Raw genomic sequence first — 24,068 nt, 5'->3', positions numbered from 1 at the left:
TGCAGGAGATCCGTCAATTCCCCATCACCCCCACCACGGCCCTCGGCGGCAGATCCTGCGGCCGCACGACCGTCAGATCCTCGGTGCTGGGACTCGGCAGTTCGGCCACCCGCTGGGCGTGCAGTTCGGTCATCCGCTGGAACACCTGCCGGGCCGTCCGGCCGTTGCCGAAGTGCTCGGTGCGCTCGATCCCGTCGAAGTACTCCAGCAGCGCGGCCAGCGTCTGGTCCGGCAGGTGGTACTGGTGCCGGGCCGCCTGGTAGCGGACGATCTCCACCAGTTCGCCGGAGGAGTAGTCGTCGAAGGTGAGGGACCGGGTGAACCTGGAGCCGAGCCCCGGGTTGGAGCCGATGAAGCGCTCCATGTCGGTGGGGTAGCCGGCGGCGATCACCACGACCTCGTCGCGGTGATCCTCCATCAGCTTCACCAGCGTCGCGATCGCCTCGTGCCCGAAGTCGGTCGACTGCCCGTACGGCACCAGGGCGTACGCCTCGTCGATGAACAGCACTCCGCCCAGCGCCCGCCGGAAGACGGCCGTGGTCTTCGGCGCGGTGTGGCCGACGTACTCCCCGACCAGCGAGCCGCGGTCGGCCTCCACCAGGTGGCCGCGGGCCAGCAGTCCGAGGGCGGCCAGCAGCCGCCCGTACAACCGGGCCACCGTGGTCTTGCCGGTGCCCGGATTGCCGGCGAACACCAGGTGGCGGCTGAGCGGCGGAGGCTGCAGCCCGGCCTCCTGGCGCCTCTGCACCATCTGCATGACCTTGGCCAGCGAGCCGACCTCCTGCTTGACCCGGTCGAGGCCGACGAGCGCGTCCAGCTCTGCCAGCAGGCCCGGGAGCTGCTCCCGGGTGGCGCCCTCCGCGGACTCCTCCCGGGTGGAACGCCTTCCCGCCGAGGCGGACTTCCTCGGCGCCGGACCGCCGGCCACGGCCGCGGCCCGCGGCTCCGCCTCGGAGTGCGGCAGGGTGCTGACCGTCACGTCCCGTACCCGGCAGTCCTCGAACACCGCCTGCGCGTCCTCGGCCGCCGACAGGTCCTCCTGGACGTCGTGCACCAGCAGTCGGCGCAGCACCGGCGCCGCCCCGGAACCGGTGTGGACGGCGGGGAAGGCCGAACCGGAGATCTCGCAGTCCTCCAGGACGCCCGCCCCGCCCTCGTGCACGTACACCCCGTTCTTGCCGGCGCCGGTGACGGTGACCGCGCGGATCCGCGGTGTGGCCCCGGTCCACACCACCAGTCCGCTGCCCTGCGCGCCGGAGATCTCCGTCTCCTCGATCCACGCCTGGCTGCGTTCCTCCAGGAACACCCCGGCCGACCCGGTACCGACCACCCGCCCGCCGGTGATCAGCGCCGCCGTACCGGCCGCCACCTCTATCCCGGCGCGCCGGGTCGTCCGCACCTCGCAGCCGTCCAGCAGCGGCCGGTGCCGGGTCTCGAGCCGTATCCCGGTCTCCGCGTCGCTGATCACGCAGTCGCGCAGCACCGCGTCCGCCCCGTCCACCGTGACCCCCGTCAGCCCGGCGCGCTCGATCCGGGTGCGTTCGGCCAGCAGGTCGGCGCCCTGGGCGATCCGGATGCCGTGCTGGGCGCTGTCCTCCACCGCGCAGTCCGCCAGCACCGCGCGAGCGTTGCCGGCGAGCTGCACCGCGGAGTGGCCGGTGACCGCGATCCGGCAGTCGGCCAGTTCCAGTACGGCGTCCCCGTCGGCGAGCAGTCCGCCGGTGCCGGTGCGGGAGAACACCCCGCCCCGGGCCCGGACTTCGGCGGTTCCGCCGACCGCGACCGCGCTGTCGGGCACGTCGACGATGCGGACCGACTCCAGCTCGACCCGTGCGGCGCCGTACGCGAACAGTCCCGCGCCGTGCGCCTCCCGGACGTCGCAGTCCCGCAGCAGCACCCCGCTGGAGCCGGAGACCAGCACGCCCTCCGCCCGGGTGCGGAAGATCTCGCAGGCGTCGAGCCGGATCCGGCGCTCGTCCTGCCCGGCGCCGGCGCCCTCGCCGCCCGTGCCGGGACCCGCCGCCTCGGACCGGTCCCGGTCCTGGTGCGGCGGCTGCGGCGCGGGCCGGCCCGGCGGGTCCTCGATCCGTACGCCCTGCGCCTTGGTGTCGTGCAGGCGGCAGCCGCGCAGCAGCGGTTGTGCGGGCGCGTACACCAGCAGGGCGGCATCGCCGGTGTGGGCCAGCTCGCAGTCGTCGAAGGTCGCCCTGCCGGTGCCGCCGAGCAGGACCCCGCAGTCCGTGGTGCGCTGCACCCGGGTGCGGCGCAGCTCCGCCCGGGCGGTGTCGACGACGGTGATCCCGTAGCCGTCGATCGAGCGGACGGTGCAGTCCTCGAAGGTGCCGCGTGCGGTCCCGGTGAGGTGCACCCCGGCCCGCTCGGCGTCGTGCACCGTGCAGCCGTGTACCTGCGCCGTGCTGTCCCGGGCCAGCTCCAGCCGCCCGCCGGACAGTTCGCAGCGCTCCAGCTCCAGCGCACCGCCCCGGGCCAGCACCACGGGTTCGGCCCGGTCCCCGCCCTCGATCTCCAGTTCGCGCAGGCGGACACGGCCCGCCGAGACGCTGACGGCCGGGCCGTGCGCCGCGGTGATCCGTACGGTGCCAGGGCCCTTCTCGGCCACCACGGTGATGTCGCGGTCCAGGACCAGGGATTCCGTATAGGTGCCGGGCTGGATGGAGACCACCGCGCCGTCGGCCGCCGCGCGGATCGCCGCCCCGACGGTCCGGTGGGTCCCCCAGCCGCGGGAGGCGACGCGCTGCAGTGCCGTCGTCACATCGACTCACCCAGCTTCATCAGCGTGCCGAACACCCCGAAGACGCCGACGGCGAGCAGCACGGCCGCGAGTGCCAGCGTCGAGGACAGCCCGCCGGTCCAGGCGGGCCGCTCACCGATCGGCTCGCCCTCGGGGAAGGCCCGGATCAGGCCGGCGCCGAGCATCACCGCGCCCGCCAGCAGACCGGCCAGCGGCCCCGCCCAGTCGGGCGCGCCGAGCTCGCCGGGGGCGCTGACGGCGACGGCCAGCAGGCCCGTCGTACCGGCCACGACCGCCGGCAGCACCGCCGCGGTGATCTTCAACTGGCCCGCGCGCAGCAGCAGCGCCCCGCTCACGCACACCACCAGGACCAGACCGCAGGCGTTCTCGGAGGTGACCAGTGGCACCAGGGCGGCGATCAGTGCGGCGCAGAGCAGCTGGGCCAGCCCGGCCAGCACCCGGCGGCCCCTGCGGACCAGCTCCGGGACGGCCTCGCCGGTCGCTGTGTCCTCGCCGGGGGAGGCGGACAGCGCGACGAGATGCCCGGCGACCACCGGGGCCACGCTCAGCGAACCCATCGCCAGCACCGCGACCACAGCCGCGCTCTCGGTGCCGTCGGCGCCGAAGCCGGCCAGCAGACCCGCGACGGGCAGCACCACGGCGGTGACCACCAGCGTGGTCAGGGTGAGCACGTGGTTGACGGCCAGCCGGGCCGCGAGGGCGCCCGCCAGGGCGCCGGCGGCCCCCGCGACGACCGTCCTTGGGGTGGAGTCCAGCACGGTGGGGAGCAGGACCGCGCTGACCGCGAGGAGCGGTACGGCCGACAGCGCCATCCCCAGCCGTACCGGCAGGGCCAGCGGCCAGGCGCGCCGGGTGGCGTGCCCGGCGAGCAGGGCCAGGCCGAACCCCGCCGCCATCGCCGCCGCCCCGGCCGGCGGGTAGCGGGGGCTGTCCACGGACAGTCCCACGAACCGGGCGAGGGCGCCGGCCATCCCGCCGAGGCCGAGGAAGAGCAGGGTCAGCGCGCGGTGCCGGGTGTCCCAGCGCAGCCCCTCCTCGTTGGCCTCCTGGACGAGTTCGTCGAGGTCGGTGATGAGGGGCTCGTCGAACTCACCCGCCGCCACGTCCCGCAGGTACAGCGTGGCGCCGTCCGCGACGCCGGACTCCGTCAGGGACGCGCCCGGAGAGAACGGCTTGGCGCCGGGCAGGGCCAGGGACCAGACCGCCGGGAAGGTCTCGTCCTCTTCCTCCTGACCGGTGAGCCGCAGCAGGGTCGGGGTGTACTCGGCGATGGCGGCCCGGGCGGGTATCGCCAGGTCGACCCGTCGCCGGGTACCGACCACCGTGATCCGGCACCGTTCGTCGTCCACTTTGTACTGTCCTCGGGGTCGTGGGGTGGGGGAAGGGCCCGAACGACAGGCCCTAGTTGCCGTTGTTCCAGGTCTGGATGTTGGACAGTTCGGCGTCCGCGCTGTTCTGGTAACTGATGTTCAGCGCCCGGGCGATCTCGCCGAGGACGCCCACCTGCGGGTCGAACAGGCCCATGGCGGCCTGGTCCCACTCGGTCTGCCGCTCCTGGTAGTAGCCCGCGGCCTGGCTCCGGATCCAGGAGTCGGCGAGCGGGGTGAGCCGCCGCTTCAGCTCGTTGAGCCGGTCGATGCAGTCGTCGGCACGGTTGACGATGGCCGGCCCGGCGTCGCCGAGGCCGGCGGTGACGAGGATCGGGAGGCTGTCGGGGCTGGGCACAGGGGGCTCCTTGGGAGGATGTCGCGATCCGGTGCGACCGCGGCGTGTGTCGGCGTGCGCCGGCCGGGTCCTGTACCGCGGGCACAGGCGGGGCCGGCGAGGTTCCGTCCGCAGGCGGTGCGGGAACGGCCCTCAGGTGAAGTTGGCGGCCGGCAGACTGGTCTTGATCGAGGCCATGTTCCGGTGATTGGTGATCTCGGTGTTGTCGTAGTTGTGGTAGTTGCCCATCAGTCCGTCACCGATGGCCGTGAGCGCCTCGTTCAGCTGGGCGGCGTAGCGGTTCCACAGCACCATCAGGTCCTGGAACTCGTTGGCCGCCATGCCCTGCCACTCGTTCTGCAGGCCGATCACGTAGTTCTGCAGTTCCTGCAGCCACACCGCGACGTCGTGCGCGGTCAGATGCGTGTCGCCGGCGGCGGCCTGCAGGTCGAGCAGCGTGACGCCGTACTCGACACCGCCGACGGTCGTGTGGGGAGTGGGAGTGGACACGGACCATGACTCCTCGGAGCTGTCCCGGGACCGCTGGTCACGGGCTGGATGGTGGTGGTGGTCTGACCGGTGTGATCACAGCGCCGGAGCCGGCCTGGACAGCCCCGTTCACCGGGCCGGGCGCTCGTCGGTCCGGCGAGCTGGATGACCGCGCTGCCGCGCGAGGGACGGAGTTCATTCACCCGCTTGGAGTGGTTCCGCTCGCACGAAGAAAAGAACGCGAAGAAAAGAATATGCGTCCGCCGCGACCGATCGCGCCGCGAGACCCGTGACATCGAATGCGTAAACCGGGTCGACGGCGCGCTGGATTTACCGTTCTTTTCTCAGTGTCGACCCGGTCGACTCGACGACGTCGGACACGGGGCACCTCCAACTGTTGTCGGCCTTCGGCATCCGGCTCCGCAACGGTACGCCCACCGGCCGCCGGAGGATTGCCTGCCCGTGCACGACAACTTGCCTGTCAGTGCACGGCGTTCAGTTGCACGGCGGGAACTTTTCGGCACCACCAAGCCGCGGACCACGCCCACCTCAGGCCGCAACTCGCCGACGCCGGAGCACAATAGCCGAACAAGGCCAGATAAAGCCGATTTCGCCCGTCCGGACACCATTGACTGCCCCGGAGGTCACCTGCGGTCACCTGCGGCGAGGCATCCAGGCCATCCAGGCCCGACGTGGCCGAATTCAGCCGCATACCGCTGCGGTACATTCGCGGCGGAGTTCACGTTTGACCCGTGCGAGAATCCCCAAGAAGCGGCCGGCGCCAATTGGTAGGGGAACAAAGCCTGTTGTAGAGTGCGCAACAATTTACGCAGAGCCATGACTCAGGCGCTGACAGCCGATCACCCTCGATGTGGTCGGCCAAGGGTTACCGACTCGTCGTCACGACAGGTGCCGCAACCCGTACCCCCGAAAGGATTCACGGCAGTGGGCGAACCCACCCGTAAGGAGCCCAGAGCACCAGGAATTCCGGGCTTCGCCGCAAGCTTCGCGTCAAGCTCCCGGCAACCCGGGGACCGTGACACACCCAGCGTGCTGTCACGGGTGCTCACCTCCGGCCTGGTGATCGTGGTCCTGGGCGCCGGTGTCTTCGGCGTCGGCAAACTGATCGACTACCAGCGCGACCGCAAGCAGGCGGCCGAGCGGGCCACGAGCACGGAGAAGCCGCTTTACAGCCCCAGCGCCACTCCGGGAGGGGGGCGCGAACAGCGGAGCGCCCGTCCGCCGTCCGGCTCCGGCTCCGGATCCGGCGGGGGCGGCCCGGTGCGGTACGAACCACCGGCGTACACCCCGCACAAGGGGGCGGCGAGCCCGACCGCCTCGCCCTCCTCGGGCTCCGGCGGCAAGGGCGCTTCGGCATCCCCCTCGGGCGGCGTCACGAAGAGTGCGCAGCAGCCGGTGTCCGGCGGCGGGAAGTCGGTGAGCAGCGCCGGCAGCGGCGGCGGTTCGGGCAGCTCCGGATACCGCATCGTCGGTGTGGACTCCAAGAAGTGCATCGATGTGACCGACCACATCTACAGCGCTCCGAACCAGACGGTGCTGCAGATCTACGGCTGCGGCAACAACCCGAACCAGCAGTGGACCTTCCACCAGGACGGCACCATCCGCTCGCTGGGGATGTGCATGTCCGTGCTGAAGGGCTCCACGACGGACGGCGCCGCCATCGACGTCTACGAGTGCAACGGCAGCGCCAGCCAGCAGTGGCGCTTCACCACCGCGGGGGACCTGGTCAACGTCAAGGCCGACAAGTGCGTCGACGTCAGGGACTTCGGCACCGCGAACGGCACCCGGCTGCAGCTGTACAGCTGCGCCGGCACCGGCAACCAGAAATGGCGGCTGGCCTGACGGCCGGCAGAGGCAGGAGTCCCACCATGACGAGCCCGCTGGGCGCACGCCGCCCCGACATGCAGCAGTTCCTCCGGCAGGCCCAGGCGATGCAGCGCAGTCTGCTCGACGCTCAGCAGGAGCTGAGCGCACTGCGGGTCCAGGCCGTCTCCGGCAATGGCGCCGTACGGGCCACCGTCGACGGCTCCGCGCAGTTGCGGAAGCTGGAGATCGCGCCCGTGGCCGCCGACCCGCACGACACCGAGGGCCTCGCCGAACTGGTGCTCGCGGCCGTCCGGGAAGCCACTCGGTCGGCCCGGGAGCTGGCCCAGCAGAGAGTGCTGCCGGCCATCGCGCACTCCTTCGGCGAGTCGATCACGGAGAACCTGCGCGGGGTGACGGACGACGACTGACCGGATCGCCGGTCCGGGCCGGCCGCCGACGGACCGGGATCCGGTGCGGCGGGGCCCGGCGGGGTGCGCCACCGAGGCCGGCCCCACGACGGCGATCCTGCCTCCCGCCACGAGGCCGGCCGTCGAACTCCAGCACATCGCGCCTCCGGGGCCGGACCGTCACGGTCCGGCCCCGCTTCATGCCCGCCGGGCGGACATTTACGTCGGCAAGCCCCCACACGTCCGATGAATCGCGCAACAACTATTGACGACCACCCACAGTCCCCTGGTATCCAGTTGTCCGGAGCACCGGGCGTTGTTCGTCATCACGAACATGAGCCGCAGTCACATCCTGCCCGGGCGCCGTTCGAGCCACCCCCGTGTGGCGGTACAAGCACGACGGCACCACGCGTCACGACCGCATGAGCGTCCGTACCGACCCTTGACCGCCTGGAGTTCGGCATGCCGACATCCCCGCCCGGGAAGCGACGCACCTGCCGTGCGACCGTCCCATCGCGGCAGGCCGCACGTCCGTCCCGGCTCCCCGTGGCGCCGGTGTCGCACGTGTTCGCAGGTCGCCCGCGGCGCAGCGGATCACCCCCCACTCACCGGAGAGGTTTCCCACCGTGTCTTCTTCCGGACTCAGCCGACGCAGCATGCTCATCCTGAGCGGCCTCACCGGCGCCGCCACGGCCGGGCTGTTGCCCGCCGGCGTCGCCAGAGCCACCAATGGTCCGAGCAATTACACCCCGAGCTGGTCCTCCGTCGACCAGCACCCGCCCGCGCCGGAATGGTTCCAGGACGCCAAGTTCGGCATCTACTACCATTGGGGCGCCTACAGCGTCCCGGCGTACGGCAGCGAGTGGTACCCGCGCCTGATGTACAAGGCGGGCGACGGGTGCAACACCCATCACAAGGCGACCTACGGCGACCCCTCGGCCTGGCCGTACCACAACTTCATCCAGGGCGCCCAGGACAAGGCCGGCGACTTCGTCCAGTTCGCTCCCAAGCTGAAGTCGGCCGGCGGCAACTTCGACCCCGACGAGTGGGCGCAGCTGTTCGCCGACGCCGGAGCGAAGTTCGCCGGACCGGTCGCCGAGCACCACGACGGGTACTCCCTGTGGAACAGCTCCGTCAACGAGTGGAACTCCGTCGCCAAGGGGCCCAGGCTCGACCTGTTGCGGCTGCACGCCGACGCCATCCGCAAGAAGGGCCTCAAGCTGTGGGTCTCCCTGCACCACGCCTACAACTTCCTGGGCTACTTCGACAGCGTGCCCGCGCAGTCGGACGCCGGCCTGAAGAAGCTCTACGGCCAGCTCGACCGGGCGTCCGAGCAGCAACTGTGGCTGGACAAGCTCAAGGAGGTCATCGACGGGTACCAGCCCGACATCCTCTACCAGGACTTCGACCTCAACAACATCGACGAGTCGAAGCGGCTGGACTTCCTCGCCCACTACTACAACCAGGCCGTCTCCTGGAACAAGGACGTCGTCGCGACGTACAAGGACGGCCTCGACAACCGCGGTGAGGTCTACGACTTCGAGCGGGGCGGGCCGGCCGACATCCAGACCCCCTACTGGCTGACGGACGACTCCGTGTCCAGTTCGAGCTGGTGCTACACCACCGGCATCGGCTACTACTCGCTGAAGGCCCTGCTGCACGCCCTGCTCGACCGCGTCAGCAAGAACGGCACCATGGTGCTGAACATCGCCCCGATGGCCGACGGCACCATCCCGGCCGGACAGAAGTCCATCCTCCAGGGATTCGGCGACTACCTCCGGCGCTTCGGTGAGTCCGTCTACGCCACGCGAGCCTGGGTGGCCTACGGCGAGGGGCCCACCAAGATGGGCGGCGGTTCCTTCACCACGCCCGTGGAGGGCAAGAACACCGACATCCGGTTCACCCGCAGCAAGGACAACACGGTTCTGTACGCCACGGTTCTCGGCTGGCCCGGCAGCACTCTGAACATCACCACGCTGACGTCGAGCCGGTTCAGCCTGTCCACGCTGAAGTCGGTCCAACTGCTCGACTCGACGGCCGGCTCCTACGTCGATCTGCCCAACCGCACCCAGGACGGCTCGGGTCTGCACATCTCGATGCCGTCGGGCACCGCGCCCTTCAGCGCCCCCGCCTACGTGGTCAAGCTGACGTTCTCGGGACAGATACCGCCGCTGAACGCCGGTGCGCTGCCCACCGGCTGGGTGAAGATCGGCAACGTCACCAGCGGCCTGGCCCTGGACAGCGGAGGCAATGTCGCCTCCGGGTCCGCGGTGAAGCAGTGGACCTACGGCGACGGATCCACGAACCTGCAGTGGCAGTTGGTGGACCTGGGCACCGGCTACCACCGCATCGTGAACCGGACCAACGGCATGGTGATCGACAGCCTCGGGGACGCCACCGTCGGCGCCACCGCGAAGCAGAGCGCCTGGAGCGGCGGCAACAGCCAGCAGTGGAAGATCAGCGGTGTCGGCAACGGCCGCTACACCATCACCAACCGGAGCACCGGAACGTGCCTCGACTCGGGCGGCAACGTCAGCTCGGGCGCCACCGTCAAGCTCTGGTCCGCCGACGACAGCACCAACCTCCAGTGGACCGTCACCGCGGTCTGACACCACCGCCCCCGGCCCCTCGGACGGCCGGGCAGGCGCCGAGCACCACCGCGTCCTCCCCCACCGGACACCCAGCGACAAGGAGCGAACCGATGCCGCCCTCATCCGTCCTCTTACCGCGTCCCCCGTCCGCCGCGCGGCGTCCGGTGGCGGCCGCCGCCGCGTGCGTGGCAGCGGTCCTGACCCTGATGCTGGCCGCGCTGACCTGGCCGGCGCCGGCGTCGGCGGCCGGCGCCGGCCCCTGCGACCTGTACGCCTCGGGGGGTACGCCGTGCATCGCCGCCCACAGCACGGTGCGCGCCCTCTACTCGTCGTACAACGGCGCTCTGTACCAGGTCCGGCGTTCGTCGGACAACGCGACCAGGGACATCGGCGTCGTGGCCGCGGGCGGGGCGGCGAACGCCGCGGCCCAGGACTCGTTCTGCGCCGGCACCACGTGTGTCATCACCTGGGTCTACGACCAGTCCGGGCACGGCAACAAGCTCGGCTACCAGGGCCCGGGCGGGATCGGCGGGTCCGACACGGCGGCCAAGGCCACGAGCGAGTCGCTCACCGTCGCGGGGAGCAAGGCGTACTCGCTGTACATCAACCCCGGCAACAGCTACTGGCGTGACGGCCACCTGACGGGCGTGCCCACCGGCAGCGCACCCGAGGGAATGTACATGGTGACCAGCGGCAAGCACGTCAACAGCGGCTGCTGCTTCGACTACGGCAACAGCGAGACCACCCGCAAGGCCGACGGCCCGGGAGCCATGGACGCGATCAACTTCAGCACGTCCTGCTGGTTCGGGGGCTGTTCGGGCTCCGGTCCCTGGGTGCAGGCGGACCTGGAATGGGGCCTGTTCCCCGGCGGCAGCAGCTCCTGGAACCCCAACCAGCGGGCCTTCACCGACAAGTTCGTCACGGCGACGCTGAAGAACAACGGCACCACGCGGTTCGCGATGAAGGGCGCCGACGCACAGTCCGGAGGCCTGGCCACGCTGTACGACGGCTCCCTTCCCAACGGCTACAACCCCATGAAGAAGCAGGGGGCGATCATCCTCGGCAGCGGCGGGGACTGCTGCAACGGCAACACCAACCTCAGCGCCGGCACGTTCTACGAGGGCGCCATCGTCTCGGGCTACCCCTCCGACGCGACCGAGAACGCCGTACAGGCGAACATCGTGGCCGCCGGCTACCGCTGACACCGACCGACAAGCCGACACCGACCGACAAGCTGACACCACCGACAAGAGGAGTCACCGATGTCAAGGTCCAGATTATGGTCTGTCATGGTCGCGACACTCCTGGCGTTCGCCATGGGCGTCACGGCCACGCAAGGCGCCTTCGGCGCCGAGGCGTCACCGACGGCGGGCAACACCGCCACCGCGACGGCCGGCTGCGGCAACGCCCCCACATGGCCAGCGGCACGTACACGATCCAGAGCGGCGGCAAGACCCGCAGCTACATCATCAAGGTCCCGGACAACTACGACCGCAACCACGCCTACCGGCTGGTCTTCGGGTTCCACTGGCTCGGCGGCACCGCCACCGACGTCGCCACCGGCCGCACCGTGGAGACCGGCACCTGGGCCTACTACGGACTGCAGCGACTGGCGAACAACAGCGCCATCTTCGTCGCACCCCAGGGACTCAACAACGGCTGGGCCAACAGCGGCGGTGAGGACGTCACCCTCGTCGACAGCCTGATCAGTCAGATCGAGGGAGCGCTCTGCGTCGACACCACCCGGCTCTTCGCCGTGGGCTTCAGCTACGGCGCCGCCATGAGCTACTCGCTGGCGTGCTCCCGGGCGACGGTCTTCCGCGCGGTCGCGGTCCAGTCCGGCGGACAGCTCAGCGGGTGCGCCGGCGGCACCCAGCCCATCGCCTACCTCGGCATACACGGCATCCGGGACGGCGTCCTCAACATCGCCGGCGGGCGGTCGCTGCGCGACAGGTTCGTCAAGAACAACGGCTGCACCGCGCAGAACCCGCCGGAGCCGGCACAGGGCAGCCTGACACACCGCGTCACCTCCTACTCGGGATGCTCGGCCGGGCACCCCGTCGAATGGGCCGCGTTCGACGAGGGACACATCGCCGCGCCCCAGGACGGAGCCGGCGGTGACAGCGGCTCCAGGACCTGGGTGCCGGGCGAGGTCTGGAAGTTCTTCACACAGTTCTGAAAGCCGTCACGCCGCGACAGAGCCGGTCCCGCCGCTCCCCGGCGGGCCCGGCCCCGCGCGCAGACCGGCGCCTACAGCGGAGCGGACGGCAGCCCGTAGGCGCGGACGGCGGTGCCCGCCAGGATCTCCCCTTGCTCGGCCGCACCGAGACCGGCGATCAAGGCGCGGACCGCCCCGAGGACGTCGGCGTAGCCGGCGGCGAGCCGGCACACCGGCCAGTCGGAGCCGAACATCACCCGCTCGGGACCGAAGGCGTCCAGGACGGTGTCCGCGTACGGCGCGAGGTCGTCGACGGTCCAGGACGCCCAGTCGGCCTCGGTGACCATGCCGGAGAGTTTGCACACGGTATTGGGCAGCGCCGCGAGCCGCCGCACCTCCTCCGCCCAGGGCTGGAGTTGGCCGGCGGCGATGGGGGGCTTGGCCAGGTGGTCCAGGACGAAGGTGAGGCCCGGCAGACGCCGCGCCGCCTCGACGGCCGCGGGCAGCTGGTGCGGCTTGACCAGCAGGTCGTAGACGAGTCCCGCATCGGCGACGGCGGACAGTCCGCGCAGCACGTCGGGGCGCAGCAGCCAGCGGGGGTCGGGCTCGCCCTGCACCAGATGGCGGATGCCCACCAGGTGTTCCCCGCCGGGGACTTCGCGCAGTGCGGCGAGGGCGTCGGCGACGTCCGGGGCGGTCAGGTCGGTCCAGCCGACGACCCCGGCGACCAGATCGCTGCCGGCCGCCAGGGCCAGGAACTCCGGGGTCTCCTCCGCGACGGCGACCGTCTGGACGAGCACGGTGGCGTGGACGCCGGCGACCCGGGCCTCGGGTTCCAGATCGGCGAGGGTGAAGTCACGGCGCAGCGGGGCCAGTCCGTCTTCGCCGAGCCAGTCCTGGTCGCGGACGGCGAGGTCCCAGACGTGGTGGTGCGAGTCGACGACGGCCGGCCCGTCCGGCACGGTGCTCACAGCTCCCACACCACGGGAAGCGAGGCGTCGGCGCCCTCGGCGGAGTAGTCGTGGACGACTTCCAGCAGGTCGGCCATCCGGGCCTGCCAGGCGATGTTCACGGGCAGCTTCTCCAGTTCGGCGATCACCGCGGAGTAGTCCTCGGTCTCCAGGACGTGGAAGAGGTCGGTGCCGCTGCGCCAGATGGTCCAGGCGGTGACGCCGGCGGCGCGGATCGCGGCGGTCAGTTCCTCGGGGACCTCCCGGTGGGCGGACTCGTACTCCTCGACGCGGTCGGCGCGGACCTTGGTGTGCAGGGCGATCCTCACATCGGCTCCTTCGACGGCGGGGCTTGCCCGGCGGCCGGTACGGGCGCGGGGACCGGTGTGCCCTGGTCCAGCAGTCCTTCCGCGCGCAGGTCGTCCCAGAGCGCGTCCGGGACGGCGCACCGCAGCAACTCCACGGCGTCGCGCACCTCCTCGGCGGAGCGGGCGCCGGTCAGCACCGCGGCCACGGCCGGATGGCCGAAGGGGAAGCGCAGCGCGGCGGCGCGCAGCGGCACACCATGACGTTCGGTGACTTCCTTCAGCCGCAGCGCCCGGTCGAGCACGGCGGCCGGGGCGGGCGCGTAGTCGTATGCGGCGCCCGGTCTCGGGTCGGCCAGCAGACCGGAGTTGAAGACGCCGCCGATCAGGACGCCACGGCCGCGGGCGGCGGCCGCGGGCAGCACGTCGGCGAGGCCCTCCTGTTCGAGCAGGGTGTAGCGGCCGGCCAGCAGAACGACGTCGATGTCGGTCTCGCGCAGGAACCGGGCGGGGACGGCGCACTGGTTCATGCCGATGCCGATCGCGCCGACGACGCCTTCGCCGCGCAGCCGTTCCAGGGCCGGGTACGCCTCGCGAAGTGCCTGGTCGGCGTGGTCGTCGGGGTCGTGCAGCAGGACCGTGTCCACCCGGTCCAGGCCGAGCCGGGCGAGGCTGGCCTCCAGGGAGCGCAGGACGCCGTCGGCGCTGAAGTCCCAGACGCGGCGGTGGGTCGCCGGTACGGCGAAGCCGTTCGCCAGGTCGTCACCGCCGTCGCCGTCGTCGGGCACCAGCAGGCGTCCGACCTTGGTGGAGACGGTGTAGGCCTCCCGGGGCCGGCCGCGCAGGGCTGCGCCCAGGCGGCGTTCGGACAGACCGAGCCCGTAGTGGGGAGCGGTGTCGAAGGCCCGGATGCCGGCGTCCCAGGCGGCCTCCAGGGTCGCGGCGGCCGCCTCGTCGGTGACGGGGCGGTAGAGGTTGCCGATGCCGGCGGCCCCGAACGCCAGCTCGGTCACCCGGACCTCGGAGCCGCCCAGCGTCGTCGTCCTCACGAGCCGGCCGCCGGACGCAGCCGGAGCCCCTGCATCCCGCCGTCCACCGCGAGGGCCGTGCCGGTGACGGACGCGGCGGCGGGGCTCGCCAGATAGACGACGGCCGCCGCCACCTCCTCCGCGGTGACCAGGCGCCCCATGGGCTGGCGCGCGTTCAGGGCGGCGCGCTCGGCCTCGGGGTCGTCGGCGGCGTCGAGCAGCCGTCCGACCCACGGGGTGTCGGCGGTGCCGGGGTTGACGCAGTTGACGCGGATGCCCTCACGGACGTGGTCCGCGGCCATGGCCAGGGTCAGCGCGAGGACCGCGCCCTTGCTGGCGGAGTACAGGGCACGCTGCGGGAGTCCGGCGGTGGCCGCGATGGAGCAGGTGTTGACGATCGCCGCGTTCGACGAGCGCCGCAGGTGCGGCAGGGCGGCCCGGCTGGTGCGCACCATGCCGAGGACGTTCACGTCCAGGACGCGGTGCCACTGCTCGTCGGGGTTGTCCTCGACCGTGCCCTGCGCGCCGATGCCGGCGTTGTTGACGACGATGTCCAGGCCGCCGAGCCGCCCGGCCGCGTCGGCGACGGCCGCGCGCACCGCGGCGTCGTCGGTGACGTCGGCCTTCAGGGCGAGCAGCGGCGCCGGCACGCCGGAGGGGTCCAGGTCGAGCACGGCGACCGAGGCGCCCTGGTCGGCGAGCAGCCGGGCGGTGGCGAGACCGATGCCGGAGGCGCCGCCGGTGACGATCGCCTTCAGGCCTGTCAGACCCGTCATGCGCGCTCCTCCTGTCCGGCGAGGTCGGCGGCCCAGAACGTGCCGTCCGGGTAACGGTATGCGGTGATGGATTCGGGGCGCATGGTGGCGGAGAAACCCGGGGCGAGCGGGGCGGTGTAATGGCCCTCGCGCATGACGACCGGCGCGGTGAAGTGCTCGTGGAGGTGGTCGACGTACTCGATGACCCGGTTCTCGGTGGTGCCGGACAGCGCCAGGTAGTCGAACATGGAGAGGTGTTGCACGAGTTCGCACAGGCCCACCCCGCCGGCGTGCGGGCAGACCGGGACCCCGAACTTCGCGGCGAGGAGCAGGATGGCCAGGTTCTCGTTGACACCGCCGACCCGCGCCGCGTCGATCTGGAGCACGTCGAGGGCACCGGCCTGCAGCAGCTGCTTGAAGACGATGCGGTTCTGCACGTGCTCGCCGGTGGCGACCTTGACCGGCGCGACCGCCGCCCGGATCGTGGCGTGCCCGAGGATGTCGTCGGGGCTGGTGGGTTCCTCGATCCAGTACGGGTCGAACCCGGCGAGCGCGGTGGTCCATTCGATCGCCTCGGCGACGTTCCAGCGCTGGTTCGCGTCGATCGCGATGCGTACGCCGTCGCCGACTGCGGCCCGGGCGGTGCGCAGGCGCCTGATGTCGTCGTCCAGGTCGGCGCCGACCTTCAGCTTGATCTGGGTGAAGCCGTCGGCGACGGCCTGCTTGGCGAGCCGGGTGAGCTTCTCGTCCGGGTAGCCGAGCCAGCCCGGTGACGTGGTGTAGCCCGGGTAGCCGCGTTCCAGCAGGACGGATTCCCGGTCCGCCAGTCCGGTGCGGCCCTCGCGCAGCAGGGTGAGGGCCTCCTCGGGGGTGAGGGCGTCGGCGATGTAGCGGAAGTCGACCTGCGAGACCAGCCATTCCGGGTCGGCATGGGCCAGGAAGCGCCACAACGGCTGTCCGGCCCGCTTCGCGGCGAGGTCCCAGGCGGCGTTGACGACCGCCCCGATCGCCATGTGCATCACGCCCTTCTCGGGTCCCAGCCAGCGCAGTTGGCTGTCCCCGATCAGGTCCCGGTTGAGTGTCCCGGGGTCGGCGCACAGTTCGTCCACCGAACGGCCGACGAGATGGGGGCGCAGGGCCCCGATCGCGGCGACCTGGACGTCGTTGCCGCGTCCGATGGTGAAGGTGAAGCCGTGTCCTTCGAGGCCGTCACCGGCGTCGGTGCGCAGGACCACGTAGGCGGCGGAGTAGTCGGGATCCGGATTCATCGCGTCGGAGCCGTCCAGTTCCCGGGAGGTGGGGAAACGGACGTCGTAGGTGTCGACCGCGGTGATCCGGGCGAAGCTTGCAGTCACAGGGATGCCTTTCACGCTCGGGCGAAGCTCTGGCGCCGGCCTCCGCCGGAGGCGAGGAAGACGTCGTCGACGCGTAGCAGTCTCACAAGGCAACTCCTCTGCCGGGGGGCGGGCTGTGGGCGGCGGAGGCGCGAGGGCTCACGGGCCGGACGGGCCGGAGCGCGCTCGAGCACCGCACCACGTATTCGTTCATATTCATCGGAGGAATGACAGCAACGCGACTGTAGACGCACTGCGAGCGCCTGGCAACGGAGCCTCCGGCGCACACGCCGCGGACCAGCCTGTCCCACGGCCGCCCGGCACGCCCCACGGGCGCGGGCAAAAAGCGCTTTCTGAGCGGAGTTGAGGCAATCGCACGCCACCGTCGGCCACCGTGGCACGGCCGCGCGGGAAATGGTCATGACGCTCCCCTTGTCAGCATCCGCAACGCCGCCGTAACGTCCTCGGAGTCCGAGATACATCGGAGGAATCACTACACTCTTTGACGCAGCTCTCCCGTGCGTTCCCCGAGGGCCACCCGTTGGCCCTGGTCCCTCCCGTTCCGTCGGTGCCGTCAGTCAACGCCCTGGCCGGGTGACGGCATCCCCACCCGGCACACCGGGCGGCCCGCGTCCTGTCGGCGTCGTCCCGCGGCCTCTCGTCAGGCTAAGGAGAGAACACGGTCATGAAGCTCGCTCGCACCCGTTCGACCGCCGCGGTCTTAGGCACCGTCCTGGCGGCCCTCGTCTTGGTCACCGCCTGCAATCGCAGCAGCGGCGACGCGACGGGCCCGGGCGGTGACAAGCCCGCCATCGGCATCGACCTGCCGCGTTCCGACACCGACTTCTGGAACTCCTACGCGCAGTACCTGAAGAAGGGCATCAAGACCGACGGCGTCAACGCGCTGCCGCTGAGCAACTCGCAGAACGACGTAACCAAACTGGTCGCCAACGTCCAGGTGTTCGAGAACACGGGCGCCAAGGCGGTTGTCATGGCCCCGCAGGACACGGGTGCGGTCGCCTCCACCCTGGACGCCCTCGCGGCCAAGAAGATCCCCGTGGTCAGCGTGGACACCCGGCCGGACAAGGGCGACGTCTACATGGTGGTGCGCGCCGACAACAAGGCGTACGGCATCAAGGCCTGCGAGTTCCTCGGCAAGCAGCTCGGCGGCAAGGGCGAGGTGGCCGAGCTGCAGGGCGCCCTGGACTCCATCAACGGACGGGACCGCTCCGAGGCGTTCGCCGCCTGCATGAAGGAGAAGTTCCCGGCCGTCAAGGTGTTCGAGCTGCCCACCGACTGGAAGGGCGACGTGGCCTCCGCCAAGCTGCAGAGCCTGCTCGCCCAGCACCCCGACATCAACGGCGTCTACATGCAGGCCGGCGGAGCCTTCCTGCAGCCGACCCTGGCCCTGCTGCAGCAGAAGGGCCTGCTCGAGCCGGCCGGCACCAAGGGCCACATCGCGATCGTCTCCAACGACGGCATCCCGCAGGAGTTCGACGCCATCCGCAAGGGCCAGATCGACGCCACCGTCTCCCAGCCCGCGGACCTCTACGCCAAGTACGCGCTGTACTACGCCCAGGCCGCGGCCGACGGCAAGACGTTCAAGCCCGGCAAGACCGACCACGACTCGGTCATCATCGAGATCCCGGGCGGCCTGGAGGACCAGCTGCCCGCGCCGCTGGTGACCAAGGACAACGTGGACGACAAGACCCTGTGGGGAAACACCGTCAGCCAGTGACCCCGCGGGCCGCACGCGCGCGGAGCGGCGGGGCACCCCTGCCGTCGCCGCCCCGGCCGCCCCTCGGGGGCGCTCCGCCCCGACCGTGCCTCCAGGGCCGCTCGGGCCCGACCGCCGGACAGGCCCCGGTCACCTCATCTGAAGGAGGGTATCCACCATGGCGGACACCGCGACCGCCCCCGCGTACGGCGACGGGCCCCCCGTCCCGGTGGCCGAGGCCGCCGGAGTCAGCAAGCGGTTCGGCGCCACCGTCGCCCTGCGCGACGCGCGCATCACCGTCACCGCGGGCGAGGCGCACGCGCTGGTCGGCCGCAACGGCGCCGGCAAGTCGACGCTCGTGTCGATCCTCACCGGGCTGCAGCAACCCGACACCGGCAGCCTGCGCTTCTCCGGCGACCCGGCGCCCGCCTTCGGGGACATCGCCGCCTGGCGCTCCCGGGTCGCCTGCGTCTACCAGCGGTCCACCATCATCCAGGACCTCACCGTCGCCGAGAACCTCTTCCTCAACCGGCAGAGCGACGGCGCGCTGCGCCCCATCCGCTGGAAGGAGCTCAGGCGACGGGCCGAGGAACTGCTCGCCGAGTACGGCGTGGACGTCGACGCCACCGCACGGGCCGGAGATCTCTCCGTCGAGCAGCGGCAGTTCGTCGAGATCGCCCGCGCGCTGTCGTTCGGCGCGCGCTTCATCATCCTCGACGAGCCGACCGCGAAGCTGGACGCGCGGGGCATCGGAAAGCTCTTCGAGAAGCTCCGCGACCTGCGGAGCCAGGGCGTCGCGTTCCTCTTCATCTCGCACCACCTGCAAGAGGTGTACGACCTCTGCGGCACGGTCACCGTCTACCGCGACGCCGCGCACATCCTCACCGCGCCGGTGGCCGACGTGGGCCACCAGGCACTTGTGGAGGCCATGACCGGTGAGTCCGCAGCCGGCGGCGTCTTCGCCGGAACCGCCCCCGCGGCGAGGCGGGCCGACGCCGGGGAGTTGCTGACGGTCGACGGCCTGACGCTGGAGGGCGTCTGCCGCGGCCTCTCGCTGTCCGTCGGCGCGGGCGAGGTCGTCGGGCTCGCCGGCGCGACGGCGAGCGGCAACGTCCGGGTCGGCGAGGCGATCGCCGGTCTGCACCGCGCCGCCGAGGGCACGATCTCGGTCGCCGGCCGGTCCGTCCGCACCGGCAGCATTCCGTCCGCGCTCGCCGCGGGGGTCGGCCTGGTTCCCGAGGACCGGCATCTGCAGGGTCTGGTCAACGGCCGCAGTGTTGCGGAGAACGCCACTTTGACGGTCACCGACCAGCTCGGCCCCTACGGCACGGTCCTGCCCGCCCGCACCCGTTCGTTCGCCCAGCGGATGATCCGCGACCTCGGCATCAAGACCCCGAGCGCGGCCACCCCGGTGTCGGCGCTGTCGGGCGGCAACCAGCAGAAGGTCGTGGTCGCCCGGGCGCTGGCCACCGACCCGCACGTACTGGTGGCCATCCGCCCGACCAACGGCGTGGACGTCAGGTCCAAGGAGTTCCTCCTGAACCGGATCCGGCAGGTGGCGGACGGCGGCAGGGCCTCGCTGATCGTCTCCGACGAGCTGGACGACCTCAAGGCGTGCGACCGGGTCGTCGTCATGTTCCACGGCCGGACGGTCGCCGAGTTCGGCCCCGGCTGGAGGGACGAGGAACTGGTCGCCGCCATGGAGGGCGTGGCCGGCAGGCACGAAGCATCCGACTCCGAAGAGCGCGAAGGGTAGTCATGTCCGCCACCACAGATGTCACCGACTCCGCGACGAAAGCCTCACAGCCCGTCGCCGGGGACACCCGGCGCGGGCTCCACCTCGGCCGCTTCCGTGAACTGTCCCTGATCCCGGCCATCTTCGTTCTGATGGTGATCGGTTTCATCGTCTCGCCGGCCTTCCTGACCGCCGACAACCTGATCGGGGTCGCCCAGCAGTCAACGGAGCTGAGCCTGCTGGTCCTCGCCACCGCGCTGATCCTCGTCGCGGGGCGGATGGACCTCTCCCTGGAGTCCACCATCGGCGTGGCGCCGGTCATCGCGGTCTGGCTGGTGCTGCCGACCCATGGCGGCCGGTTCAACGGGCTCGGACTGCTGCCCGAGTGGACTGCCGTACCGCTCTGCCTGCTGGTCGGCATCGTGATCGGCGCGGTGAACGGATTCCTGATCCTGAAGCTGCGCCTGAACGGGTTCATCGTCACCCTCGGCATGCTCACCATGCTGCGCGGCCTTCAGGTGGCCCTCTCCCAGGGCCAGTCCATCGTCGAACTGCCCTCCTCCTTCACCTACCTGGGCAGGGCGTCCTGGCTGGGTGCGCCGGCCGCGATCTGGATCTGCGTGGTGCTGTTCGCCCTCGGCGGCAGCGCGCTGGCCTGGCTGCGCCACGGCCGGGCGCTGTACGCGATCGGCGGCAACGCGGAAGCGGCTCGCACGGCCGGCATCAAGGTCGACCGGATCGTGTGGGCGGTTCTGGTCCTCGGCAGCCTGCTGGCCGCGTTCGCCGGCGTCCTCTACAGCGGCCACTACGGGTCCATCTCCGCCACCCAGGGCAGCGGCTGGATCTTCCAGGTGTTCGCCGCGACCGTGATCGGCGGGGTCAGCCTCAACGGCGGCAAGGGGTCCGTCTTCGGCGCGCTCACCGGCGTGCTGACGCTCCAGCTCGTCGTCAACGTCATGACGCTGGCGGGCGTGCCCCCGCTGTGGAACCAGTTCCTCAACGGGGCGATCATCATCGTCGCCCTGGTCATCTCCCGGTTCGCCTCGGGCGAGAAGCAGGAGTGACGGCAGGCATCCGCGGCACGGCCGGCCCCACCGGCCCTCCCGCGGGCCCGCCGGGCCGCCCGCTCGCACCCACCCTGGCACCGGGAGGCACGCTCGTGGCAGCGACGGACGAAGCCATGGACAGGATCAAGGCGGTGATCGTCGACGGCGAACTCGCGCCGGGTGCGCGGCTGCCCAAGGAGGACGTGCTCGCCGGACAGCCCGGCCTGTCCCGCAGTTCGCTCCGCGAGGCGGTGCGGGCCCTGACCGCCATGCGGATCCTCGTCACCCGGCAGGGTGACGGCACCTACGTGTCGAGCCTGGAACCGCATCTCCTGCTGGAGACCCTCGCCTTCGCCTCGGACGTCTCCCAGGGCCGGACGGCCCTGCAACTCCCTCAAATGCGCCGGATGTTCGAGCCGCAGGCGACCGAGACGGCCGCCGCGCTGCTGGGGGCCGAGGACCTGGCCGAACTGCGTGCCGTCCTGGACCGGTCCCGGTCCGTGTCCACCGTCGAGGAATTCGTCGCGCAGGACATCGAGTTCCACCTGCGCATCGTGGAGGTGGTCGGCAACCCGGTGCTGTCCATGCTGCTGCGGGTCCTCTCCACGCGCACCCAGCGGGCACGCATCGTCCGGGGAACCCGCGCCGAGCGGGCCGTGGAACACGCCCCACCGGAAACACGAGGCGATCCTCCGCGCGCTGGAGCAACGGGATGCCCTGCCGGCCGCGTCGGCCGCGACCGTGCACATCGCCGCCGTCGAGCAGTGGCTCGCGGACAGCCTCGCCCATTCCCCGCTCGACGGTTCGGAAGACTGACCTGGCACCTGGCACCTGGCCATGGCCGCCGGCCGGGTCCCCGCCCGGCCTCGGGGAGAGGCAAGCCTCGAAGAAGCCGAACCGCCCGGCCGCGGTGAGGCGGCCGGACGGTCCGGATTCTTCGATGTCCTCCCGGCGTCGCCCGCGGTCGGGGTGTGCCGGGCGGGGCGGTCAGCTTCGCCAGGTGTCGTTCAGCGTGATCACGCCGCTCGACGGGACCGTGGCGGTGCGGTTGGCGCCGCTCTCCCAGGTGACCGCGCCGTTCGCGTCCTTGCGGATGTACTTGTACTCGAAGGACGTTCCCGCCGGCATCGACACGTCGAGCTTCCAGACGGGGTAGCTCGCCGGGTCCAGCTTGAGGGCGGCGGAGGTGTTCCAGCTGCCGAGGGCCGAGGTGTTGCCGACGACGTAGATGTTCTCGCCCCACTGGGTGGTGGCGTTGACGTTGAAGGAGGCGCCGGCGGTGGGGGCCGGGTCGGGCGGAGTGGTGGTGTCGCAGTTCTTCGCCCCCACGTGCAGCGCGAGTGCGGTGTTGGCGCCCAGGCTCGCGGTGAACTGCCCGGAGGAGTCGACCGTGACGCCCTTGCCGCTCTGCACGTCGCAGTAGCTGCCGGCGGGCAGGGAGGTCTGGAAGGTACGGCTCAGCGTGCCGCCCTCGTGGTTGATGACGACGTACGCCTTGTCACCGCGGCCGAAGGCGATCTGGTTGTTGCCGTTGTCCCACCAGTTGGTCACCGCCGTTCCGGCGGCCGTGTTGCGGAACTTGACCATGCTCGCGATCTCGCGCCAGGCGTGCTGGCACTTCCAGCCGTCGGTGTAGCAGGCGTTCACCTGACCGTTGTTCGGCCCGCCGGCGTCGGTGTTGCTGAACTCGTAGCCGGAGTGCACGTCGGGCGAGCCGTAGGGCCAGGCCAGCATGAACACGTGGGCGAGGGTGTAGTTGGCGCCGTCCTTGTAGGTGAGGGTGCCGCCGTTGCGTTCGGTGTCGTGGTTGGCGACGAAGACGGACGCCTTGCCGCTGGGCACGTAGCCCCAGGCCTCGCCGAAGTTCTTCAGCTCGGCGAGCTTCTCGTTGTTGAAGACCCGCTTGAGGTCGTAGGCGTAGTGGAACTCCTGGACGTCGCCGGTGTTGTAGTACTCGGACGGCTGGACCGCCTCACCGGAGGCGCCGATGGTCTCCTGCTTCCAGTACACGCCCGGGTTGCTCAGGCGGGACTTGATGTTGGCGAGGTCGTCCTCGGCGATGTGCTTGGCGGCGTCGACGCGGAAGCCGTCGACGCCGAGGGAGAGCAGGTCGTTCAGGTAGCCGGCGATGGTCTTGCGGACGTACTCCTCATTGGTGTCGAGGTCGGGCAGGCCCACCAGTTCGCAGTGCTGGACGTTCCAGCGGTCGGCGTAGTTGGTGATGTTGGCCGTGCAGTCGTCCATGTCGGCGGCGGAGTACGTGCCGGGGTAGTCGTACTTGGTGAAGGACGACCCGGCGGTGCCGGTGCCGGAGGCGTTCGCCATGTGGTTGATGACGCTGTCGACGACCACCTTGACGCCCGCCGCGTGGCAGGTGTCGATCATGCTCTTGAAGTCCGAGCGGTTGCCCAGCTTGGTGCCGATCTTGTAGCTGACGGGCTGGTAGGCCGTCCACCAAGTGCTGCCCTGGATGTGCTCGTTGGGCGGGGAGACCTGGACGTACCCGTACCCGTCGGGGCCCAGCTCGTCCGTGCAGGCCTTCGCGACGGACGCGAAGTTCCATTCGAACATCACCGCGGTGACGTCCTTGCCGCCGGGCGCGCTTGCCTGCGCCGGCGTCGGTGCCGTGACGGCCACAGCGGCTCCCGCCACCAGGGCGAGTGCAGCGGCCACGGTCTTTCTGGCCATGTTTTCTCCAGTTCCGGAGGGGGGTGATACCGGAGGTCGGCCTCGGGTGACAACGCGCCGTGCCAGGGAAGGCCTCATCGATGGTTCTTGCTGCAAGAAATTTCGGTCGAGACCGTACGGCGCGGGTTACCCGAGGTCAACCCTTCTCGCAGAAAACCGAGTTGACCAGGCAATGGTTGAACGTGAGACGTGAAAGCTCTTTCGCAAGGACTGCATCGGTGTTACCTTCAACCCACTCCGGCCCCGGCCGCGGGGTGCGCGACACACCGCCTCCCCGACGCGCCCGGCCGGGGCCGGAGCACCCAGCCACGAGCAGCGACCGGTGCCGGTCCGCCGTGCCGGAAAGCGCGCGATGCGCCCGTCCGGCGGCGCGGGGGCCGGGCGAACCCCGGGCCCTGAACCGGAACATGGCCCGGACCTGCCGCCACGGCGGGAGTCCGGACCTGCCGCCACGGCGCCGGCCTTGCCCGGCCGCCGCGGCGCGCGCCTTCCTCACCCGGCGCGGCGCCATCGGCGTGACTCGGCGACCGGCCGTTCCGGTGTCAGGCGCCGATGTCAGGC

General features: G+C 71.1%; 17 protein-coding genes and 2 pseudogenes. 9 read left to right on the top strand and 10 right to left on the bottom strand.

What is annotated here, in order from left to right; all coding sequences use genetic code 11:
- Nucleotides 1-13: 13 nt before the first annotated feature.
- The 4 genes from ACZ5GT_RS03040 to ACZ5GT_RS03025 all read right to left on the bottom strand — a co-directional run bounded on the left by ACZ5GT_RS03040 (nt 14) and on the right by ACZ5GT_RS03025 (nt 4,987).
- Nucleotides 14-2,773 (bottom strand): right-handed parallel beta-helix repeat-containing protein, encoded by a 2,760-nt coding sequence (locus ACZ5GT_RS03040; protein WP_469013416.1) that lies wholly within the window; start codon nt 2,771-2,773, stop codon nt 14-16.
- Nucleotides 2,770-4,122, bottom strand: coding sequence for a type VII secretion integral membrane protein EccD (gene eccD / locus ACZ5GT_RS03035; RefSeq protein WP_469013410.1), 1,353 nt, complete (start codon nt 4,120-4,122; stop codon nt 2,770-2,772). The genes ACZ5GT_RS03040 and eccD overlap by 4 nt, the downstream gene beginning before the upstream one ends.
- A 52-nt stretch (nt 4,123-4,174) precedes the next feature.
- The gene (locus tag ACZ5GT_RS03030; RefSeq protein WP_469013405.1) at nt 4,175-4,498 is read right to left on the bottom strand and encodes a WXG100 family type VII secretion target; all 324 of its coding nucleotides are present in this window, start codon (nt 4,496-4,498) and stop codon (nt 4,175-4,177) included.
- A gap of 132 nt (nt 4,499-4,630) precedes the next feature.
- Nucleotides 4,631-4,987 carry a WXG100 family type VII secretion target gene (locus tag ACZ5GT_RS03025; RefSeq protein ID WP_469013400.1) on the bottom strand — a complete coding sequence of 119 codons (357 nt, stop codon included), beginning with the start codon at nt 4,985-4,987 and terminating at the stop codon, nt 4,631-4,633.
- A 1,029-nt stretch (nt 4,988-6,016) separates the two neighbouring features.
- Between ACZ5GT_RS03025 and ACZ5GT_RS03020 the strand changes: the two genes are divergently transcribed.
- From ACZ5GT_RS03020 to ACZ5GT_RS03000, 5 genes and pseudogenes are all read left to right on the top strand, one after another.
- A complete protein-coding gene (locus ACZ5GT_RS03020; RefSeq protein WP_469013396.1) occupies nt 6,017-6,829 on the top strand; it encodes a ricin-type beta-trefoil lectin domain protein in 813 nt (270 codons plus the stop codon).
- 26 nt (nt 6,830-6,855) lie between these two features.
- Complete coding sequence (locus ACZ5GT_RS03015; RefSeq protein WP_469013392.1) at nt 6,856-7,221, top strand: YbaB/EbfC family nucleoid-associated protein; 366 nt, start codon at nt 6,856-6,858, stop codon at nt 7,219-7,221.
- A 635-nt stretch (nt 7,222-7,856) separates the two neighbouring features.
- Nucleotides 7,857-9,809, top strand: a complete 1,953-nt coding sequence (locus ACZ5GT_RS03010) for an alpha-L-fucosidase (RefSeq protein WP_469013745.1) — start codon at nt 7,857-7,859, stop codon at nt 9,807-9,809.
- A 227-nt stretch (nt 9,810-10,036) separates the two neighbouring features.
- Nucleotides 10,037-10,993: pseudogene (locus tag ACZ5GT_RS03005) on the top strand (arabinofuranosidase catalytic domain-containing protein); the annotation flags it as partial.
- 212 nt (nt 10,994-11,205) lie between these two features.
- The gene (locus ACZ5GT_RS03000) at nt 11,206-11,970 is read left to right on the top strand and encodes a CE1 family esterase (RefSeq protein ID WP_469013387.1); all 765 of its coding nucleotides are present in this window, start codon (nt 11,206-11,208) and stop codon (nt 11,968-11,970) included.
- A gap of 71 nt (nt 11,971-12,041) precedes the next feature.
- Here ACZ5GT_RS03000 and ACZ5GT_RS02995 read toward each other — a convergent pair whose 3' ends face one another.
- Genes ACZ5GT_RS02995 through ACZ5GT_RS02975 form a run of 5 tightly spaced genes read right to left on the bottom strand, consistent with a single transcriptional unit; the run spans nt 12,042 to nt 16,342 of the window.
- Complete coding sequence (locus ACZ5GT_RS02995) at nt 12,042-12,920, bottom strand: amidohydrolase family protein (protein WP_469013383.1); 879 nt, start codon at nt 12,918-12,920, stop codon at nt 12,042-12,044.
- Nucleotides 12,917-13,228, bottom strand: coding sequence for an L-rhamnose mutarotase (locus ACZ5GT_RS02990; protein ID WP_469013379.1), 312 nt, complete (start codon nt 13,226-13,228; stop codon nt 12,917-12,919). Before ACZ5GT_RS02990 ends, ACZ5GT_RS02995 begins: the two co-directional genes overlap by 4 nt.
- Nucleotides 13,225-14,253 carry an aldo/keto reductase gene (locus ACZ5GT_RS02985; protein WP_469013372.1) on the bottom strand — a complete coding sequence of 343 codons (1,029 nt, stop codon included), beginning with the start codon at nt 14,251-14,253 and terminating at the stop codon, nt 13,225-13,227. The genes ACZ5GT_RS02990 and ACZ5GT_RS02985 overlap by 4 nt, the downstream gene beginning before the upstream one ends.
- The gene (locus ACZ5GT_RS02980) at nt 14,250-15,008 is read right to left on the bottom strand and encodes an SDR family NAD(P)-dependent oxidoreductase (protein ID WP_469013367.1); all 759 of its coding nucleotides are present in this window, start codon (nt 15,006-15,008) and stop codon (nt 14,250-14,252) included. Before ACZ5GT_RS02980 ends, ACZ5GT_RS02985 begins: the two co-directional genes overlap by 4 nt.
- On the bottom strand, nt 15,005-16,342 hold the full coding sequence (locus ACZ5GT_RS02975; RefSeq protein ID WP_469013362.1) for an L-fuconate dehydratase: 1,338 nt from the start codon (nt 16,340-16,342) through the stop codon (nt 15,005-15,007). The genes ACZ5GT_RS02980 and ACZ5GT_RS02975 overlap by 4 nt, the downstream gene beginning before the upstream one ends.
- 664 nt (nt 16,343-17,006) lie before the next feature.
- Here ACZ5GT_RS02975 and ACZ5GT_RS02970 point away from each other — a divergent pair.
- The 4 genes and pseudogenes from ACZ5GT_RS02970 to ACZ5GT_RS02955 all read left to right on the top strand — a co-directional run bounded on the left by ACZ5GT_RS02970 (nt 17,007) and on the right by ACZ5GT_RS02955 (nt 21,635).
- Nucleotides 17,007-18,059, top strand: coding sequence for a sugar ABC transporter substrate-binding protein (locus ACZ5GT_RS02970; RefSeq protein WP_469013357.1), 1,053 nt, complete (start codon nt 17,007-17,009; stop codon nt 18,057-18,059).
- A gap of 157 nt (nt 18,060-18,216) precedes the next feature.
- Nucleotides 18,217-19,794, top strand: coding sequence for a sugar ABC transporter ATP-binding protein (locus tag ACZ5GT_RS02965; RefSeq protein ID WP_469013355.1), 1,578 nt, complete (start codon nt 18,217-18,219; stop codon nt 19,792-19,794).
- Between the two features lie 2 nt (nt 19,795-19,796).
- Nucleotides 19,797-20,837 carry an ABC transporter permease gene (locus tag ACZ5GT_RS02960; protein ID WP_469013353.1) on the top strand — a complete coding sequence of 347 codons (1,041 nt, stop codon included), beginning with the start codon at nt 19,797-19,799 and terminating at the stop codon, nt 20,835-20,837.
- 95 nt (nt 20,838-20,932) lie between these two features.
- Nucleotides 20,933-21,635, top strand: a pseudogene (locus ACZ5GT_RS02955) (FadR/GntR family transcriptional regulator).
- 171 nt (nt 21,636-21,806) lie between these two features.
- Here ACZ5GT_RS02955 and ACZ5GT_RS02950 read toward each other — a convergent pair.
- Entirely contained in the window at nt 21,807-23,507 is a 1,701-nt protein-coding gene (locus ACZ5GT_RS02950; protein WP_469013350.1) for a carbohydrate-binding module family 20 domain-containing protein, read from the bottom strand.
- Nucleotides 23,508-24,068: the final 561 nt, after the last annotated feature.

Source organism: Streptomyces sp. NPDC031340 (assembly GCF_055569945.1).
Note: the sequence above shows the minus strand (reverse complement) of the source record. Positions and strands in the feature narration are given on the sequence as shown.